The 18,267-nt window shown below is 69.0% G+C and carries 18 protein-coding genes; 8 read left to right on the top strand and 10 right to left on the bottom strand.

Annotated features, from left to right (window positions below):
• Nucleotides 1-47 precede the first annotated feature (47 nt).
• From ACWGRX_RS13420 to flgB, 3 genes are read right to left on the bottom strand one after another with little or no spacing between them, the layout of a single operon-like run.
• On the bottom strand, nucleotides 48-374 hold the full coding sequence (locus ACWGRX_RS13420; RefSeq protein ID WP_291634403.1) for a flagellar hook-basal body complex protein FliE: 327 nt from the start codon (nucleotides 372-374) through the stop codon (nucleotides 48-50).
• A 29-nt stretch (nucleotides 375-403) separates the two neighbouring features.
• Complete coding sequence (flgC, locus tag ACWGRX_RS13425) at nucleotides 404-814, bottom strand: flagellar basal body rod protein FlgC (protein ID WP_291646753.1); 411 nt, start codon at nucleotides 812-814, stop codon at nucleotides 404-406.
• Between the two features lie 41 nt (nucleotides 815-855).
• Nucleotides 856-1,239, bottom strand: coding sequence for a flagellar basal body rod protein FlgB (flgB, locus tag ACWGRX_RS13430; RefSeq protein ID WP_452117921.1), 384 nt, complete (start codon nucleotides 1,237-1,239; stop codon nucleotides 856-858).
• A 233-nt stretch (nucleotides 1,240-1,472) separates the two neighbouring features.
• Here flgB and ACWGRX_RS13435 point away from each other — a divergent pair, with 233 nt between their 5' ends.
• Both ACWGRX_RS13435 and fliP read left to right on the top strand, forming a co-directional pair.
• Nucleotides 1,473-3,008, top strand: coding sequence for a flagellar biosynthetic protein FliO (locus tag ACWGRX_RS13435; protein WP_452117922.1), 1,536 nt, complete (start codon nucleotides 1,473-1,475; stop codon nucleotides 3,006-3,008).
• 154 nt (nucleotides 3,009-3,162) lie between these two features.
• On the top strand, nucleotides 3,163-3,918 hold the full coding sequence (gene fliP, locus ACWGRX_RS13440; RefSeq protein WP_452117923.1) for a flagellar type III secretion system pore protein FliP: 756 nt from the start codon (nucleotides 3,163-3,165) through the stop codon (nucleotides 3,916-3,918).
• A gap of 111 nt (nucleotides 3,919-4,029) precedes the next feature.
• Here the strand turns inward: fliP and ACWGRX_RS13445 are convergent, their stop codons facing one another.
• The 3 genes from ACWGRX_RS13445 to ACWGRX_RS13455 form a co-directional block, all read right to left on the bottom strand.
• Complete coding sequence (locus tag ACWGRX_RS13445; protein ID WP_452117924.1) at nucleotides 4,030-7,455, bottom strand: hypothetical protein; 3,426 nt, start codon at nucleotides 7,453-7,455, stop codon at nucleotides 4,030-4,032.
• 190 nt (nucleotides 7,456-7,645) lie between these two features.
• Nucleotides 7,646-8,095 carry a GTP pyrophosphokinase gene (locus tag ACWGRX_RS13450; protein ID WP_452117925.1) on the bottom strand — a complete coding sequence of 150 codons (450 nt, stop codon included), beginning with the start codon at nucleotides 8,093-8,095 and terminating at the stop codon, nucleotides 7,646-7,648.
• A gap of 234 nt (nucleotides 8,096-8,329) precedes the next feature.
• A complete protein-coding gene (locus tag ACWGRX_RS13455; RefSeq protein ID WP_452117926.1) occupies nucleotides 8,330-9,250 on the bottom strand; it encodes a LysR family transcriptional regulator in 921 nt (306 codons plus the stop codon).
• 149 nt (nucleotides 9,251-9,399) lie between these two features.
• Between ACWGRX_RS13455 and cnbZ the strand changes: the two genes are divergently transcribed.
• Nucleotides 9,400-10,161, top strand: coding sequence for a 2-amino-5-chloromuconate deaminase CnbZ (gene cnbZ / locus ACWGRX_RS13460; RefSeq protein ID WP_452117927.1), 762 nt, complete (start codon nucleotides 9,400-9,402; stop codon nucleotides 10,159-10,161).
• A 163-nt stretch (nucleotides 10,162-10,324) separates the two neighbouring features.
• A complete protein-coding gene (locus ACWGRX_RS13465) occupies nucleotides 10,325-11,290 on the top strand; it encodes a Bug family tripartite tricarboxylate transporter substrate binding protein (RefSeq protein ID WP_452117928.1) in 966 nt (321 codons plus the stop codon).
• A gap of 28 nt (nucleotides 11,291-11,318) precedes the next feature.
• On the opposite strand, the gene ACWGRX_RS13470 is transcribed toward ACWGRX_RS13465, so the two are convergent.
• From ACWGRX_RS13470 to fliL, 4 genes are read right to left on the bottom strand one after another with little or no spacing between them, the layout of a single operon-like run.
• Complete coding sequence (locus ACWGRX_RS13470; RefSeq protein ID WP_452117929.1) at nucleotides 11,319-12,140, bottom strand: MotE family protein; 822 nt, start codon at nucleotides 12,138-12,140, stop codon at nucleotides 11,319-11,321.
• Nucleotides 12,137-12,586: a DUF6468 domain-containing protein gene (locus tag ACWGRX_RS13475; protein ID WP_291646733.1), complete on the bottom strand. Its 450-nt coding sequence runs from the start codon at nucleotides 12,584-12,586 to the stop codon at nucleotides 12,137-12,139. Before ACWGRX_RS13475 ends, ACWGRX_RS13470 begins: the two co-directional genes overlap by 4 nt.
• Before the next feature lie 17 nt (nucleotides 12,587-12,603).
• On the bottom strand, nucleotides 12,604-13,737 hold the full coding sequence (gene fliM, locus ACWGRX_RS13480) for a flagellar motor switch protein FliM (protein ID WP_452117930.1): 1,134 nt from the start codon (nucleotides 13,735-13,737) through the stop codon (nucleotides 12,604-12,606).
• Nucleotides 13,738-13,777: 40 nt separating this feature from the next.
• A complete protein-coding gene (gene fliL, locus ACWGRX_RS13485) occupies nucleotides 13,778-14,290 on the bottom strand; it encodes a flagellar basal body-associated protein FliL (protein WP_452117931.1) in 513 nt (170 codons plus the stop codon).
• Between the two features lie 290 nt (nucleotides 14,291-14,580).
• Here fliL and flgF point away from each other — a divergent pair, with 290 nt between their 5' ends.
• The 4 genes from flgF to flgH are packed head-to-tail and all read left to right on the top strand — an operon-like array spanning nucleotide 14,581 to nucleotide 17,974.
• Complete coding sequence (flgF, locus tag ACWGRX_RS13490) at nucleotides 14,581-15,324, top strand: flagellar basal-body rod protein FlgF (protein WP_452117932.1); 744 nt, start codon at nucleotides 14,581-14,583, stop codon at nucleotides 15,322-15,324.
• A gap of 20 nt (nucleotides 15,325-15,344) precedes the next feature.
• Nucleotides 15,345-16,133 carry a flagellar basal-body rod protein FlgG gene (gene flgG, locus ACWGRX_RS13495; RefSeq protein ID WP_291646728.1) on the top strand — a complete coding sequence of 263 codons (789 nt, stop codon included), beginning with the start codon at nucleotides 15,345-15,347 and terminating at the stop codon, nucleotides 16,131-16,133.
• 17 nt (nucleotides 16,134-16,150) lie between these two features.
• Entirely contained in the window at nucleotides 16,151-17,191 is a 1,041-nt protein-coding gene (flgA, locus tag ACWGRX_RS13500; RefSeq protein ID WP_452117933.1) for a flagellar basal body P-ring formation chaperone FlgA, read from the top strand.
• 30 nt (nucleotides 17,192-17,221) lie between these two features.
• On the top strand, nucleotides 17,222-17,974 hold the full coding sequence (flgH, locus tag ACWGRX_RS13505; RefSeq protein ID WP_452117934.1) for a flagellar basal body L-ring protein FlgH: 753 nt from the start codon (nucleotides 17,222-17,224) through the stop codon (nucleotides 17,972-17,974).
• Nucleotides 17,975-18,267 lie beyond the last annotated feature (293 nt).

Raw genomic sequence — 18,267 nt, forward strand, 5'->3', positions numbered from 1 at the left:
CCGGGGCGCCCGCAATGACAGGCGCGGTTCCAGGAAAATCCGGCCGGTCAGACCGGCATCCGCATGATTTCCTCATAGGCGGCGATGACCCGGTCGCGCACCGCGACCAGTGTCTCGATCGCCGCCTCGCTCTCGGCGACGGCGGTGACGACATCGACGATGTCGGAGCGGCCGGCGGCGACGCTGGCGGTCTGGACATCGGCGGCGCGTGCGCTCTGGGCCGTCGTCTCGAGCGCCTTGCCGAGCAGCGAGGAGAAGTCCGGCATGCCGGCGGCGCCGGCCGTGCCGACGCTGGCGGGCTTCTTCAGCAATCCGCCCGCGCCGATGCCCTGCATCGAGGCATAGGCGCCGGCGGCGAAACTGGAGGTGGTCATGGCTGGCGTTCCGCTTCGGCTTTGAGGGGCTAGGCGCGCAGGATGTCGATGGTGCGCTGGAGCATCCGGCGCGTCGACGAGATCACGTTGAGATTGGCCTCGTAGCTGCGCTGGGCCTCGCGCATGTCCATGCTCTCGATCAGCGAGTTGACGTTCGGCAAGCGGACCTGCCCGGTGGCGTCGGCGGCCGGGTGGCCGGGGTCGAGCTTGGTGCGGAAGGCGCCGCGGTCGCGCGCGACCCGGCCGAGTTCGACCACCTGGGCGTCGAGCTCGCGGTCGAGCCGGCCCTGGAAGGTGACGATCTTGCGGCGATAGGGGTCGACCCCGGCGCGATCCGGCGTCGAATCGGCGTTGGCGAGGTTCTCGGCGATGACGCGCATGCGCCCGGCCTGGCCACGCAGGCCGGAAGCCGCCACCGCGATGCTCTTGAGCAGATCCATAGTGCTTCTCCTCAGCGGCCCAACTCTTAGCGGCCCAATTGCTAGCGCCCCTTGCCGATGGCGATCTTCATCAGCCCGAGCCCCTTGCTGTAGAGCGAGGCGGCGAGCTGATAATCGGACTGGTTCTGGGCGACCTTCAGCATCTCGTCCTCGAGATTGACGCTGTTGCCGCTCGGCGTGGTCTCGAAGCGCTTGGGATCGCGCGGGCCGAAGCCGTTGCTGCTTCCGGCCGGGCCGAGATGGAGCGGTGAGGTCTGTGCCAGCACGACGCTGCCGCCGGGGGGCGAGGGGGCCTTGAGGTCATGCGGCTTGAAGCGCGGCGTATCGGCATTGGAGACGTTCTCGGCGAGCAGCTTCTGGCGGCTCTGGTGCCAGTGCATGCGCGTCTTGAGGGCGCCCATCAGGTTCAGGCCGTTGTTCGACATGGCTCCGATCTCCGGCCCCGGGACGCGCCGCATCAGCGCGGAACTGGGAAATTATTGCCGGGTGCATGGTTAACGCCTCGTTAAGATCGGCAATTGGTGACAATCCGGTTAACCATCCGGTAACCATGTCTCCCGAATTCGCGGGCCTTGTGGTATAGGCTGCGGGTTCATCCGCGAGCAGCCTTTAAAAGCAAGGCTGCGCGTGGCTGTCGCGTCGCTTCATGAGGCAAACCTTGCAGACTTTGTTTGGCTTCGAACTCTCGACCGGCCTGCGCTGGATCATCGCCTTCGCGATCGTGCTCGTGCTGGTGGCCCTTTTCGCCTTCATCCTGCGGCGGATCAGCGGCGGACGGCTCAGGTTCAAGGGCCAGGCCAGCGGCAGGACCCGCCAGCCGCGGCTCGGCGTGGTCGACATCCACGACCTCGACAGGCAGCGCCAGCTCGTGCTGGTGCGGCGCGACAATGTCGAGCATCTCGTGATGATCGGCGGGGCGTCCGACGTCGTCATCGAAACCAATATCATGCGCAGCGGGGCGCGGGTCGCGCCGCCGCTGCCGAGCGAGGGGATGTCCGAGCGTCCGCTGGCGCTCGAGCCGCTGGTGCCGCCCGAATTGCCCTTGCGCCCCGAGACTGCCGAAGAGCCGCGCCGTGCGCCGCCATTGGCCGAGCCGGCGCCGGTGCCCATCCCCATGATGCCAGAGCCGCCGGCACCAGCGCCCGCGATGCCGGCGCCGCCTCCGCGCCAGCAGCCTTTGGCGCCGCCGCCGCGCCCGATCGCTCAGCCGCTGCCTCCGATCCCGCCGGTGCGCCCTGCGCCGCAACCCGTGGTGCCGCCGGTTGCCGCAGCCGCGGTGGTGGCCTCGGCCGCGGTCGCCCAGAGCGCGCGCGAAGCGGCAGCGGCCGGTCAGGCCGAGCTCGGCGACATGGCCCGCCAGCTCGAGGAGGCACTGAAGCGCCCGTTCTCCGCCGTCCGCCCGTCCGCGGCCGGAGCGCGTTCCGAGGTCGAGCCCTCCCAGCCCGCCGCCCCTCCGGTCGTGTCGGTTCCGCCGGCCGCCAAGGTCGCTCCGCCTGTGCCCGTCAGCGAGCCAAAGCCGCCGCTGCCGACACCGGGCATCCCGGCCTCGTCGCGCCCGGTCCTCGACATGGAGGCCGAGCTGGAAATGGCGCTGGGGCTGAAGCCCGGCCCGGCACGCCCGGCGGAGGCACCGATGGTCGTTCCGCCCGTCGTCGCCGCGCCGGAGCGTAAACCGCAGCCCGCCGCTAGCGCCGGGCCTGCGAAGACCGAGCCGGCCAAGGCGGAGACGCCCCGTTCCTCGGCCGAGCCCTCGCACGCAGCCAAGCCGGAAACGCAGGCCCAATCGCCCGAGGCGCCGCCGCCGGTCTTGCCGGCTGCGCCTGCCGCGGAGTCGAAGCCGGCCGAGGCGAAGCCTTCGGAGGCCAAGGCCGTCGAAGCCAAGGTCGCCGAGGTCAAGCCCGCTGACGTCAACCCCGCCGAGCCCAAGCCTGCCGAGCCCAAGCCTGCTGAGGCCAAGCCTGCTGAGGCCAAGCCCGTCGAGGCCAAGCCTGCCGAGCCCAAGCCTGCTGAGGCAAAGCCTTCTAAGGCCGTGCCTGCGGAGACCGTGACCGAGGTCGCCAAGGTCGAGCAGCCGGCGCCCGAAGCAGCCAAGCCGGCCGAGCCGAAGCCGGAGGAGACCGATCCGTTCTCCGTCGATGCGATCGAGGCGGAATTCGCGCGCCTGCTCGGGCGCGATCCGAAGCCGAAGGGCTGAGCGGCCCGGCCGGCCCAGCGCCGGCCAGACGGCAGGGGATGACGGGGCGAAAGCGCTTCGCAGCCCCCCGGAGCATGCACTAGCGTTTTTCCGGCCCGCGCCTTGATTCGGGCAGGGAAGGCGCATGGGCGAGACATATTCCAAGAGGTCGGGGATGAGGCGGCGGGCCGGCACGGCCACGCTTGTCTCGCTGCCGCTCTGCCTGGCGCTGTTCGGGCTGGGGCTGCCCGGCCCGGCACTGGCCCAGACGCTCTCGCTCGATCTCGGTCAGGGCGGCGGCGTCACCGAGCGGGCGCTTCAGTTGATCGCGGTGATCACGGTGCTCTCGCTGGCGCCGTCGATCCTGATCATGGTGACCTCGTTCACGCGCATCGCGGTGGTGCTGTCGCTGCTGCGCTCGGCGATCGGCACGCAGACGGCGCCGCCCAATGCGGTGATCATCGGGCTCGCATTGTTCCTGACCGGCTTCGTGATGACCCCGACGCTGAAGGAGGCCTACCGCGTCGCCGGGGCGCCCTTGATCGCCGGGCAGATCCAGCCGCAGGAAGCCTTCAACCGCGGCATCGTGCCGTTTCGCGACTTCATGCTGAAACATGTCCGCGAGAAGGATCTGACCCTGTTTCTGGAGATGTCGCGCGAGCCGCGGCCGGAGCGGGCCGAGGACATCCAGATCCAGGTGCTGGTGCCGGCTTTCATGATCTCGGAGCTCAGGCGCGCCTTCGAGATCGGCTTCCTGCTGTTCGTGCCCTTCCTGATCATCGACCTCGTGGTCGCCTCGGTGCTGATGTCGGTCGGCATGATGATGCTGCCGCCGGTGACGGTGGCGCTGCCCTTCAAGCTGATCTTCTTCGTGCTGGTCGACGGCTGGGGACTGGTCGCCGGCTCGCTGGTGAAGAGCTATGGGAGTTGAGCGGTTCGGCCGCGCGCTTTTTCGGTTTGCGCCCGAACCACGCCGTCATTCCAGGGCGCCCGCAGGGCGAGCCGGAATGACGGTGCGGTGGTGTTTCAGTGGCGTGCGCGTTCAGCCCTGGCCGGGGCGGGGCGGCGGCGGCGCGTCCGCGTCGTCGGCCTGGGGCTTGTCGCGGACCGCGCTGGAAAATGCCGGATAGCGTTTGCGATAGGCCTTCAGGAAATCCTGCATCGTGTCGGAGCCGGCGGCAGAGCGCGCGACCTCGCGGATGTCGGCCGCGCTGGCGCGGCTCGCCCCGGTGACGAAGGCGAACAGCCGGGCGTCGGGGCTTTGGGCCATCTTGCCGGCGAATTTGGTGCGCAGGCGGTCAAGCGATAGCGCCTCATCGGACATGGCATAGGCGATGGCGGCGCGCATCGCGTCGCCGCGTTCGCCGTCGCCTAGCGGAGCCTCGCCGCGCCAGCTTTCGCCGAGGATGCGTTCCAGCGCCTCGCCGGCTTCGCGCCAGCGGCGGCCGTTCCACAGAATGTCGGCGTGCAGCCGGTCGACCTCCGGCCCGCTCTCGCCTTCCAGCAGGTCGAGCGCCTGGTCGGTGCGCGAGAGGTCGGAGAGCGCCTTGGCCTCGAGCAGCAGGCGGGCGCGCTTGACGTCGCCGGGCAGCTCGGCGAGGCGGGTCGAAACCAGGGCCTGCAGCGCCTCCGCCGGCCTGCGGTTCATCAGCCGGATCATGGCGAGGCGGGCTGCGACGGTGGAGCGCGCGGCGCCGTTCAGGCGCTTCTCCATCTGGTAGTGCAGGATGTCGCCGGCCTGATCGAGCAGATCGAGTTCGACCAGCCTGTCGGCGAGCAGCCGGGTGATCTCGTCACCGCGCCGGCCGACCGGCAGGAATTCCTTGAAGTCGTAGAACAGCGCCAGCGCCTCGAGGCGTGGCAGCTTCTCGATGTCGGGATCGCTGAACAGGGCCTCGAAGCGCTGGGCGGTCTCGTCGTGCAGCAGGCGGGTCGCCGGATGATCGGGGAAATTCTCGTTCGCCCTCCGGGCGATCTGGAAGGCGTCGCGCCAGCGCTGCTGCTGGGCATAGATGCGCCCGAGTTCGGCCAGGGCCTCGATCTCGATCTCGCCGCCGCGCCAGATCGCCGAGACGGTCTCCAGCCGGGCCGCCGCCTCGTCGACCGAGAGCTCCGGCCGCTTCTCGGCGCGGGCGAGCTTGACGGCGCGCAATTGCGCCTCGGCGGCGACCGGCCGGCTGACGGCCTCGAAAAGCGCACGATAGCCGTTGAGCGCCGCTTCCGGTCGCCCGCTGGCGTCGTCGAGCATGGCCTGCAGCAGCGCGAGGTCCTCGGCCGGGACCAGGCTCGCCGGCAGCTCGGCGAGATGGGCGATCTGGCGCTCGGCCACCAGCGTGTCCTGCATGGCGAGTGCGGCGCGGGCCATGGCCGGGCGGAACTGCGCCTGCAGATCGGGCGGATAACCGTCGAGCATCGTCTCGGCCCGCCGGAAGCCGGCGAGGGCCGGAGCGTTGCGCCCGAGTCGCTGCTCGACCAGTGCCCGCCAGAGGCCGATTTCGGCCTCTTCCTTGATCGGGCCGGCCTCGAAGGCCTTCAGCGCCTCGGCATGACGGTGCATCTGCGTGGCGATCACGCCCTTGAGGAAAAGCGCCTCGCGGTTGCCGCGCATCGCAGGGTCGTCGGCGAGAAGGGCGTTGAGCGGGCCGGCCGCCTCGGGCAGCATCTCGTTGGCGACGAGGAAACGGGCCAGGGCCAACCGGGCTTCCGACTTGCGGCCGCGCGAGGCATCGGCGACATCGCGCAGCAGCTCCTGGGTCCGCGCGCGCACGTCGTCGGTGCGCAGGCTCGACCAGCGTTGCGCGTCGAGCAGCGGCGCGGCGGCCCTGTCGGCCGCCTTCTTTTCCGGCTCGTTCGGCTTGTCGGCATCGAGGCTGACGACGAGGCCGCCATTGCGAGCGATCTCCACCTCGTCCGTGCCGGCCCTGACCATGACGTCGTCCGCCAGCGCGCTGACGACGATGCCATGGGCGGTCTGGGGCAGGCCGAACTCGACGAAACGATAGGGCTTGGAGACGGCACGGGTCGGGCCGAGCGCGGTCGCGACCGCCATTGGCGCGCCGCCGTCACGATTCTCGAGCCAGTGCACGCCGGTCATGCCGGGAACCGGGACGGCCACCACGGTCTGGCCGCGCTCATCGGTTTCGCGCCGCGGCGCCAGAGCCGAGGCCGGCTTGCCGAGCTTTTCGCCGAAGGAGAGCGACCAGCTCGCGCCGTCATCGGAAAGACGGGTGATCTGCTGGCTGCGGGTGCGCAGGCGCAGCACGGTGACCTTGGCCTCCCGCGTCACCGTGACGTCGCGGATCAAGGCAGGGAGCAGGCCTTTCAGCCGGTCGGGATCGAGCGTGTCGCGGGTGTCGAAGACGAGCGTCACCAGCCCGGGCTCGGCGAAGGCAGCGGCGCCGGTGGGGCGGGAGAAGCGGAAATCGAGGCGGCCACCATCGCCATTGGCGACGGAGCTGACGATAATGTCCCTCGGGGCCGGATCGACCGCAGCCGGAGCCGCGACTGGCGCAGGGGCTGCCGGTGCAGCCGGTGCCGCCAGCGGGGTCGCGGGAGTGGCGGTCGCGCTCGCGGGCGCAGTCTTCGGTTGCACTGCCGCTGCCTGCGGCGGCGCGGCCGGCTGCGGACCGCGGGCGGCAGTGCCAGCCTCCAGGGCCGACAGCGTCAGCGCCGTCGTCGCTGCCGGGTGCGCGAGATCGACGGTCCAGCCATAGTCCTCGCGAAAGCTGCGCAACTCGCGTTCCTTGGGAACGCTGAAGACGAGCTCGGTGCCGCCGCCTTCGTTCCCGGCGCTTTCCAGCGTGAAGCCCGCCGGCAGCAGCGAACGGATCTTCCCTGCCTCGAGCTGCAGCGGCTGGTCGAAGGCGAGCGTCAGCTGGCCATTGTCGAGCCGGGGGGTCAGTTGCGCCTCGGCAGGCGCGTTGAACATCAGCCGGTCGAGCGTTGGCAGGCGTACGCTGCGGAAGCCCAGCGGCTTCGGATCCGGCGCCGGGGCGCGGGCGGTATCGCGTGCCCGCGACTCGGCGAGGCGCAGGCGCTTGGTCAGCTCGGCGAGGACTTCGGGCGGCAGGCCCGGCAATTGCCCGACCCAGTTCTCGGGCAGGAGGTCGATGAAGGCGCGGTCGCCCGCCTCGAGCAGGTTGGCGCGATAGGTCTTGGCGAGTGCGAAGCGCAGGCCCCGGCCATCCGGATCGACCCGCGCCAGCGAGACATAGGCCGGGAGCTCCCTGGAAATACGGCTGGGGTCGACCTTCACCGGTTGGCTGAAACCGACGACCAGCACTCCGTTGGAGACGCGCGCCCGGGTCGTGACCGGCTCGTCGAAGGTGAAGGCGAGACGACCGAAGCCGGCCTGCATCGCCTCGCCGCGCAGTTCGGCATTGGCGGCCAGGGCCGACTGGCTCTGGCCGAGCGCAAGGCTCATCGCCGCCAGACCGATGCCGAAGCTCAGGGACCGCAGGATACGCAAGACTGCCACTCAACCCCAACGCGACCAGACGGGCATGGAAACAACGCTCCACCCCGGGGGCGACGCTAGCCCGTCAAGGATAACGGCCGGTTAAGGGGCGCCGGCAAGGGATGCGCGGGGAGGGTGGTGGATCCTTACAATGCGCAGGCATCGTCGCCCGACCCGGTTTCCCGAACCATCGCCTGGCTGATCAGGTCTTGGTGAGCGGTGCTCCGGCAATCAGATCCAGAGCTTCGCCATATTCCCGGCGAAGGCGGGCTTGTGCCGTCTGCGGCAGTTTCGAGAGGCGGACCTCGTCGCTCTGGTCCCTGACATCCGCTTCCATCACGAGGCGCGCAAGCGGATTGGCCGTCGCGCGTTCGACATAGGCAAGATACTCCTCCTCTTCGGCGCGCATGAGCGAGGCGATCGCCTCGACCGTCTTCACCGAATAGCCCTCATCGGCCAGTCGTCCGAGCGTCCAATCGGTGCTCCTGACGACGTCGTGCAGAGCGGCGATCACGGCCAGCTGTTCGTGTCCTGCGAAGAGAAAGCCCGCCATGACCCGCATGGGGTGGGCGATGAAAGGCATGCCCGTCCTGTCCTGCTGACCAGAGTGCGCCTCGGCCGCGATCTCGATAGCTCGATTGACTGCTCTCATCCCTCTTCTCCTGCGCATGTTGCCAGGGCAACGGCGGAGAACGCGACGCGAATTGTGCCGGTATCTTCGGCTAAGCTAAGCGTCCTCATGGGTCGGCGAGGTCTGGGCAGTTTGTCGGAAAAATCCGAGAAGCGCAAATCAAGCGGCTCAGCTCGGCTCATCGGCCGTTACGCCACGGCCTCTTGCAGGGCACGGGGCTGCGACCGCCGCCGGCGCCCCGGCCGCCGGTCGTCGTCAGGGCGTGCTCTCGTATTTCCGCGAGGTGTAGGCGCGCGCGCTGCGGGCCAGATGCCTTGCCAGCGCCCGTACCGCAGGTGGCAGGTTCCGGCCTTTCCGCACGCAGATCTTGACGCAGGCCCGCTGTAGATTGCGCCCCTGGATCGGGATGCCGATCAGGCGCCCCTCGGCGACGTCGCGCTGGATCGAGAAGCTGGTCACGACGCTGGCGCCCATGCCGGCTCGGGCGAAGCAACGCAACGACTCGATCGAGTTCGTGACCAGCGCCGGCTTCAGCTCGATGCCGGTCGCCGTGGCGACGTCGTCGACGAGGCGCCTGATGCCGAAGGTCCGGTCGGGCAGGGCCAGACGCAGCGCGCCGATCTCGGCGATGGTCGCCGAGCAGCGCGTTGCGAAGGCATCGCCGGGGCGGACGGCCACGACCAGCGGGTCGGCGATCTCCGCCAGCGAGGCGACACTGCGATGCAGCGTCGGGTTGAACGCCACCACCAGGTCGGCCTCGTCATGCAGGAGGCGCTGCACGAGCTGGTCGGAGCTCGCGATCATCACCTCGAAGCCGACCGAAGGATGCGCTTCGGAAAAACGCGCCAAAGCGGGATAGAAGAAATCGTCGATCGCGCCCTCGACGGTCCAGGCCCGGACATGGCCGCACTTGATGCCCTGCAGCTCCTCGATGGTCGAACGGGCCCGCTGGACGCAGTTCAGGACGGTGCGCGCCGTTTCCAGCACCGCGGCGCCGGCGGTGGTCAGGCGCATGCCGCGCGCCCGGCGTTCGAAAAGGGCTGCGCTGTATTCCTCCTCGAGGCCGGCGATCTGGCGGCTGACCGCCGATGGGGCGACACGCAGCGCGTCAGCCGCTTCACGGACCGAGCCATGATCCGCGACGGCGGCGAAGTATCTGTATCGGGTGAGGGACATTGGGGGGAGCCTTGCGGCCCGACCGCCAGCCGCTCCGAAGGCTAGAGCAGCGTTGCCGGGTCGGCAACGCTCGTTCTGCGATTCCGATCTGGCTGAGCGCTCGGCCGGTCCCTTAAAAAAATGCCAGAGTGTGACGAGGAGCCGATCCGATGTATTCGACCCAATCCAGTCAAGACGGCAGCTACCGGTTCATTCCGGCGGTGTTCCAGTATTCCGGCGGCGTCGTGGCCGAGCCGGGCTTCCGGATCGAGCGGGCGCGCCTGTGCGCGCCGCTTCCGCTGGAGCAGGGCCTGGCGGCGATCGAAGCCCATCTGAAGCGGATTGGCAGGCCGCTGACGGCGTTCTGCTCCTGCGAGCTGCGCTCGCCCGAGCCGTTCTCCGAGGCTGGCTTTGCGGCGCTGAACAAGGTCTATGCCTCGCGGCTCGAGCAGTGGGGCCTGCTTCAGGGCAAGGTCAATCCGGTCGCGCGGACCAATATCTGTCCGGAGCTCGGCAAGCCCGAGACGGTCTCGCTGCATGCCTTCAGCTATACCGTTCCCGACGCTGCGGCGCGCCCGAGCTTCATCGTGGCCGGCAGCGGCGAGGCCCCGGAGGGCGCCGCCAGCTATGCCGAGGGCACGATCCGGCTCGGCGATGTCTCGCCCGAGGGCGTCAGGGCCAAGGCGGAATGGGTGATGGGCGAGATGGAGCGGCGCCTCGCCGGACTTGGCCGGACATGGCGGGACGCCATGACGGTCAACGTCTACACGGCGCAGGACATCCATCCGCTGCTGGCGGACGTGCTGGCCCCGGTCACGGGGAGCGGCGCCGATCTGGTCTGGCATTTCTCGCGGCCGCCGGTGGCGGTGCTCGATTACGAGATGGATGTGCGCGGCCTGTCGCGAGAGATCGTGATCGATACGCAGCTCTGAAGGCCTGTCCGGGTCTCATGCGTTGCCGGAACGGGAACGCATGAGACCCGGATGCATCCTCGCAATTGGGTGGCGTCGGCGCCGCCGCGGGATCGACATGGCCAGACCGGCCTCGGCGAGGCCGCGAGGCGCTTTTTTGTGAGTTTCTGCCCGGAGGAAATCGATGCTGCTTGATCGACGTGCGCTTCTTCTCGCAGGGCTGGCCCTGCCGAGTCTCGCCAGGGCGCAAAGCGCCTGGAAACCGACCCGGCCGGTGCGGCTCATCCTGCCGTTCACCGCCGGCACGGCGATGGACCCGGTCGCTCGTCTGGTCCAGGAGAGCCTCAAGAACGCGTTGGGTCAGAGCGTGGTGGTCGAGAACATCGCCGGCGCAGCGACCGTCATCGCCGGCGCGGAGACGCTGAAATCCCCGGCCGACGGCCACACCATGCTGATGATCGCCAACAGCTTCGCGGCGAACATCACGCTGCGGACACGCACGGCGGACTGGCAGCGTGCCTTCGCCCCGCTGGTCCAGGCGACGGTGGTGCCGCATGTGCTGACGGTCGCTCCCTCGCTGAAGGTCGACTGGCAGGGCTTCCTGGTGCGCCTGCGCGATGCCGGTGCCGGAGCGAGCTATGGCTCGCCCGGAATCGGCACCTCGCCCCATCTCGGCGCCGAGCATTTCCTGCGCCTCGCCGGGGGCAAGGCCGTCCACGTCCCCTATAACGGCACGGCGCAGCTTTTCGTCGACCTCTATGCCGGCCGGATCGACTTCGCTCTCAGCAACCTGCCGGACGTCGTCCAGCCGATCGCGGAGGGCAAGCTCACGGCGCTCGCCGTCACCGCCGACAAGCGCGTGCCCGAGCTGCCGCATGTCCCGACCTTCGCGGAACTCGGCCTGCCGGACCTTCTCTCGGATAGCTGGTTCGGCGTCATGGTGCGCCGCGACACTCCGGCGCCGGCGCGCGAGGCGCTGGAGCGCGCCTGGCTCGCCGCGCTGGCGCGGCCGGAGGTCAAGGAACGGCTGCAAGCCCTGAGCTTCACCGTGCTGGCGCGGCCCGGTGCCGAGTTCGAGGCCGTGATCGACCGCTATGTCACGACCTATGCGACGATCATCAAGGAAAACGGCATCACCGTTCAGCAATAGGCGGCGCGGCCGCCCGGGACGCGGGCGCTCAGCGGCGCCGGGCGGGCTCGATCGCCGGCAATTCGTTCCCGGCTGGTCCCGCAGGCGCCGCCGCAGCGGTCCGCTCGGCGCCGGTGGCGCGGCCGCGCAGGGAGAGCGCGACGGTCAGGCGCTCCGCCGCTTCCGGCGACATCGCGGCGAGCACGTCGGACATCTTGCGCGGGTTCATCTGCTGGACGACCGGGACCATCACGTCGAGCGACAGCCGGTCGAAGACACGGGCGGCGTCCTTGGGCTTCATCGTCTCGTACATGATCACCAGGTTCTTGATCGCCTGGCTCTCCTCGCCGTCCTTCTTCTTCGGCCCCTCGACCTTCTCCTCGAGCGTCTTCAGGTCCTCGACCCGGCCGCCCAGCTTCTTCTCGGCGTTGTCGAGCAGCTTCTCGCGCATGTCGAGCTCGCGCATGCGCGCCTCGATCTCCTCGCGGCGCTTGCTGAGGCGTTCAAGCAGGGCCCGCTCCGAGGCCGAGACGGGCTGTGCCGTCCCGTTCATCAGCCCGGCCTTGTTGCTGGGGTTGGCAGTGGCGGCGGCGTCGCGCCTCGCCTGCTCCTCGGGCGACAGCTTGGGCTCGGGCGGGTCGATGGTGCCGGTGACCATGGGGTCGAGGAAAGTGTCGGGCGCATGGGCGCGGGCGATGATCTTGGCCAGGCCCCAGACTTCCTTCTCGGCCGCGGGCTTGTCCGCCACGGCCTGCTGGCTCGTGGATGTCGGGCCGGGCGAGGGCTCCGCCGTCCAGGCGAGCAGCTTCAGCGCCAGGAGGCCCATGGCGCCGAGGATGACCGCTGGAATCAGGCGGGGCGACTGGATCACGCAGCCTGGCCCTCGAGGCGGCGCGCGGCGCGGGCGCGGATCGCGGCAGCGGCATCGGCGGCGCTCGCCATGCGCGAGACGGTCGGCGTCTCGGCGGGCTGCGGCTCGGCCTTGGGCGCGACCAGGGTGGCGGCGCCGACGATCTGGCCGATGCGGTCCATCACGGTTTGCCCGGCTTCGATCTGGGCGGCGAGGTCGGCGGCATAGCGCTCGGCCGTGCGCAGGCGCTCGGCCAGAGTGCGGTCGCAGTCGCCGAGAGTCAGCTTCAGCCCGGCAATGGCGCGCTCGGCGGTGTCGGTGGCGGCGATCAGCGCGCCGATGGTCTGTCGCATCGAGCTTTCATCGGCCTTCAGGCGTTCGATTCGCTTGGCGAGGACATAGCAGGTGATGATGGTGGCGACGAGCAGGCAGGCGACCAGCGCATCGGCGATCAGGGTGAGGGTCATGTCGGCTGGCTCCCGGCTCAGGCTGTCGGGGTGAGATGGCTGGTGTCGAAGGCTGCCATCGTGGTCTTGGAGCGCCGCAAGGGGCTGACGACCTGGACGGCGATCTTGTCGTCGACGCGGCCGATCCGGCCCTCGCTGACGATGAACTCGCCGCAGCGCAGCGAGGCGACCGCTTCGGGGCGGGCGTCGAACATCAGCGTGTCGCCGATCTCGAGCTTCATCACCCGCTTCAGCGGCATCGTGCATTCGTGCAGCACGCATTTGACCGCGACATCCGCCTGCCAGACTTCGGTGGCGAGATGGTTCTCCCAGATCGCGTCGCGCCCGAGCTTCTCACCCATGAAGCTTTCGAGCAGCAATTCGCGGATCGGCTCGATGGTGGCATAGGGCAGCAGCACATGCAGCGAACCGCCACGCCCCTCCATGTCGAAGCGCAGCTCGACGCGGATCGCGGCGTTGGCCGGCCGCGAGATCGAGACGAAGCGCGGATTCGACTCGATGCGGTCGACCTTGAAGGTCACCGGCGAGAGCGGGCGGAAAGCGGCTTCGGCATCGCCGAGCACCACGCCGATCACTCGCCGCAGCAGGTTCATCTCGATCGAGGTGAAGGGCCTGCCGTCGACGCGGGCCGCGGGCTGGCCGCGCTTGCCGCCCAGCATGGTGTCGAGGACCGAATAGGTGAGGGCGGATTCGATGGTGACGAGGCCGAAATTATCCCATTCCTCGGCCTTGAAGACGGCGAGCATCGCCGGCAGCGAGATCGAGTTGATGTAGTCGCCGAAGCGGACCGAGCGGATGCCTTCCAGCGTCACCTCGACATTGTCGCTGAACAGGTTGCGCAGGCTGGTCGAGAGCAGCCGGACCAGACGCTCGAAGATGATCTCGAGCATCGGCAGGCGTTCATAGGTGACCGAGCCGGAATCGACGATCGCCTGGATGCCGTTGCGGCCGCCCTTGCCGTCTTCTCCGATGGAGAAGCCGAGCATGGTGTCGATCTCGTCCTGAGTCATCAGGCGGTCGATATGAGCTTCCGCCTCGCTCTCGTCGGGAGCGATGTCGGGCATGGCCGCCCATTCCGCCGCCATGCCTTCCGGCGTCAGCGGAGCGTTTTCCTTGGCGGAGGCTTCGAGGTCGAGATCGTCGGTGGCCATGGACGGTGGTCGCCTTGCGGAATTCTTGCGCGGGATCGGGCTATTGGATCAGCAGTTCCTTGAAGAGCACTGCGTCGATCTTGGCCGGGTGGACCGTGACATTGACGCGTCGCAGCAGCTCTTCCTTGAGCCGGTACATGCCGGCCGAGCCTTCGAGGTCCGCGGGCCTGAGCTCGCGCATGAAGACCTGGAAGGCATCCTCGACCCGCGGCAGCAGCGGCTTGATCTGCTCCGACATCTTGGCGTCGGCGATCTCGAGCACGACCTTGATCTTGATGATCGGCTGACGGTCCTGCTGGCCGCCGGCCGAGATGCCGATCATCATGTCCTTCATCTCGACGAAGGTGACGGGCTTCTTGGCGGTAGCGGCGGCCTCGGCCGCAGCGAGCTGCTCGGCGGACGGCTTCTTCAGGAAAAAGAACCAGCCACCGCCTCCGAGCGCGAGCAGGGCGACCGCGCCGACGATCATGACGAGCTTCTTCCTGCCGGGCTTCGGCGCGGCATTCGTGCCGGCTTCGCCCTCCTCATCGCCCTTTTTCGGCTTCTTCGACATTGCGGCCCGCCTGCTTGGAAGGTGGCGCGCGCAGCCGCCGATCCCTTCAGGTGAACCTGACGAATTACGGTTAATACCTCGTTAAGACAGGCAAAATCTGCCGGGTCGTTTCTGCCGCACGAGCCGGTTCATGCCGCCGTCAGGTCCGTCGAGAGTTTTCCATTATTCGTTTTATATCAGTGTCTTGAGCCAGATTAACCATGTTGGCACGGGCGTTGCTGACCTCTTGGCTGCGATTGCCGCGCTGGGGAGCGTCGAGGCGATCGCGGGAAAGATCGGGAGCAGGGGCCGTGGAAAACGCGCTTCTCGTCGGCCTGTCGCGCCAGATGGCTCTGGCGCGGGAGCTCGACGTCATCGCCAACAACGTGGCGAATGTCGGAACGAACGGCTTCAAGGCCCGCTCGGCGCGCTTTGCCGAGTTCATCTCGCCGGGCGCCCGTGCCGACACCTTCCCGTCGTCCGACCGCCGGCTCTCCTATGTGATCGACCGCGGCTCGCCGATCGATCTCTCCACCGGAACCCTCGAGCGTACCGGCAACCCGCTCGATATCGCGCTCCAGGCCGACAACTACCTCGTGGTGCAGACGCCGCAGGGTGAGCGCTACACCCGTGCCGGCTCGCTCGACATCAATGCCCGCGGCCAGCTCGTCACCCAGTCCGGCCAGCCGGTGCTCGGCGATGGCGGCCCGATCGTCTTCGGCGAAAGCGAGAGCAATCCGCGCATCGCCGCCGACGGCACCGTCTCCTCCGACCAGGGCCAGCGCGGCAAGATCCGCCAGGTCCGCTTCGACAATCCCCGCGCCCTGCAGAGCGAAGGCGACAACCTGTTCTCGTCGACCGCCGCGGCCCAGGCGGCCGGCCCGCAGGCCCGGCTCGAGACCGGCGCCTTCGAGCGCTCCAATGTCAAGGCGGTGGCCGAGATGACCCGGCTGGTCGAGGTCCAGCGCGCCTATCAGAACATGTCGGCCCTGCTCGCCAAGACCGACGAGCTGCGCGGCAAGGCGATCTCGCGCCTCGCCGACCAGCAAGCCTGACGCGGAACGGAGACAAGCCCATGCGCGCCCTTCACACCGCCGCCACCGGCATGATGGCCCAGGAACTCAACGTCCAGGTCATCTCCAACAACATCGCGAATGTGCGCACCACCGGCTACAAGCGCCAGCGCGTGCACTTCCAGGACCTGCTCTACGAGCACCAGCGGCGTGCCGGCTCGGCGACCTCCGAGCAGAACACCATGGTTCCCGCCGGGATCTCGATCGGCTCGGGCGTCAAGACGGTCTCGACCGGCCGGGTGATGACCCAGGGCAACATGACGCCGACCGATAAGCAGTTCGACGTCGCGCTCCGCGGCGAGGGCTTCTTCCGCATCCGCCTGCCGGACGGGCGTACCGCCTATTCGCGCGACGGCTCCTTCGATCTCGACGCCCAGGGCCAGCTCGTCACGCGCGACGGCTACCAGGTCGAGCCCGGCATCACCGTCCCGAACAATGCGACCAGCGTCAGCATCAATGCGCAGGGCACCGTCGAGGCGACGATGCCCGGCCAGACGGCGCCGCAGCAGCTCGGCCAGATCCAGCTCGCCCGCTTCATCAACAAGGTCGGCCTGGAATCGCTCGGCGACAACCTGTTCATCGAGACGGCGGGCTCCGGCCCGGCGATCGACGGCGTCGGCGGCGGCGAGGGCTTCGGCACCTTGCAGCAGAACTATCTCGAGGAAGGCAATGTCCAGGCGGTCACCGAGCTGTCCTCGCTGATCGCGGCGCAGCGCGCCTATGAAATGAACTCCAAGGTGATCTCGGCGGCGGACCAGATGATGCAGTCCACCACCCAGATCATCCGCTAGAGCCAGGGAGAGACGCCATGATGCGCTCCATTCTGCTTCTCGCCGCGTTTGGCCTCGCAGCGGATGCGGCCCGGGCCGATCCCGCCGCGCCGGTCGCAGCCCAGGTTCCCGCCAGCGCTGGCGCCCCGCAGGCGGCCACCGGCAAGCCGCGCCTGCGGCCCGATCTGACCCTGAGCCGCGACATCGTCAGCTTCGGCGACCTGATTGCCGGGCTGTCGCCGCAGGATGGCGCCCTGCCGGCCTTCCGCGCCCCGGCGCTGGGCGAAACCGGTACGATCCAGGTCGGCCGGATCGTCGAGGCGGCGCTGAAGAACGGCATCCTGCGCGAGGCGCTCGACCTCGACAGCCAGGGCCTCGCCCAGGTCGTGGTGACGCGGGCAGCGCGCCGGATTACCGGGCAGGACATCGAGTCGGCGGTGAAGACGGCCCTGCTCGAACGCTTCGGCTTCGATGCGCGCGCCTTCGCCCTGGTCTTCGACGGCGGCGCCCCTTCGGTTGCAGTCGAGCCGGAACTGCCTGGCGAGATGGTGGCGCTCGACCTGACCTATGACGCCCGTTCGCGGCGTGTGATCGGTCGTCTCGCCGTGCCCGGCAGCGCCGCGACCCGGTTGAAGCCGGTGCGGGTCTCCGGGCTCCTGGTCGAGACGATCGATGTCGTCGTGCCGGTGCGCCCGATCGCGCGCGGCGAGACGCTCACGGCCGGCGACGTCATGGTCGAGCGGCGGCCGCGCGATCCCGGCACGAACGACCAGCTCAGCGAGATGCGGGCGGCGATCGGCAAGGTCGCGAGGCGCTCGCTGCTCGCCGGCGTCGCGCTGCGCGGCGGCGACGTCCAGCGCGAGGAGATCGTCGGCCGCGGCGAGATGGTGACGCTGGTCTACGAGGCGCGCGGCGTGCTGATCAGCATGCGCGCCCGGGCCAACGAGGCCGGCGCGATGGGCGATGTCATCGCCGTCACCAACCTCAATTCCAAGCGGGTGCTGCAGGGGACCGTCAGCGGGCCCGGCCGCATCAATGTCAGCCCTCCCGGCGGCGGCCATGTCGCTGCGGCGCGCTGAACCCAGGTTTTCAAAGTGCGGATCGAGATCATGACCCGAAGCAACCCGATCGCTGTCCCAGCCGCTCTCGGCCTCGCCTTGCTGCTCGGCGCCTGCGGTGCCGCCGACCGGCTCGCCAATGTCGGCCAGGCTCCGGCGCTCTCGCCGATCGAGGACCCGACGGCGACCAAGGGCTACAAGCCCGTGCAGATGCCGATGCCGGCGATGGAGCACGCCTCCTACGCGCCGAACTCGCTGTGGCGGACCGGCTCGCGCGCCTTCTTCAAGGACCAGCGCGCGCGGCTCGTCGGCGACCTCGTCACGGTCAAGGTCAAGGTCACGGACCGGGCCCAGCTCGACAACACCACCAAGCGCAGCCGCAAGAACGGCGAGGATTTCGGCGCTGCCCGGATCATGGGCTTCGAGAACAAGCTCGATCGCTTCCTGCCCAATGGCTCGAGCGCCGGCGAGCTTCTCAAGCTCGATTCCGAGGGCTCGAGCGAAGGTTCGGGCTCGGTGCGCCGGGCCGAGCAGCTCGCCACCAATGTCGCCGCGGTCGTCACCCAGACCTTGCCGAACGGCAATCTGGTGATCGAGGGCAAGCAGGAGATCCGGGTCAATTTCGAGGTGCGCGAGTTGATCGTCGCCGGCGTGATCCGGCCCGAGGACATCGAATCCGACAACACCATCGAGTCGGCCAAAATCGCCCAGGCCCGCATCGCCTATGGCGGCCGCGGCCAGATCACCGATGTGCAGCAGCCGCGTTACGGCCAGCAGGTGATGGACATCCTGCTGCCCTTCTGAGGACGGCCCCCGAACCACCGAGCCGGCCATCCGAGAAAGGGACGCCGAAGCCGCGATCATCGCAGACACCCGGTGCGACCAGGCGACGCTCCCCACGTCCACGCCCCGCCCCGGGCCGGCGGTCTCTCCCGAGGCCGCCGAACCTCCCGGCCGCCAGCCACGCTCCCCAAGCCAACCGGCTGGCGGCCAGAAGCCCCGCGCCCTCCCGCGCGGGGCTTTTCCACCCTGCGATGCGAGGTTGGCTATCTCGAATCTCCGAACTGGGCCGGGAGTAGACGCATGGAGCGCTTATC

The sequence above is a fragment of the Allobosea sp. NPDC055594 genome (assembly GCF_053618995.1).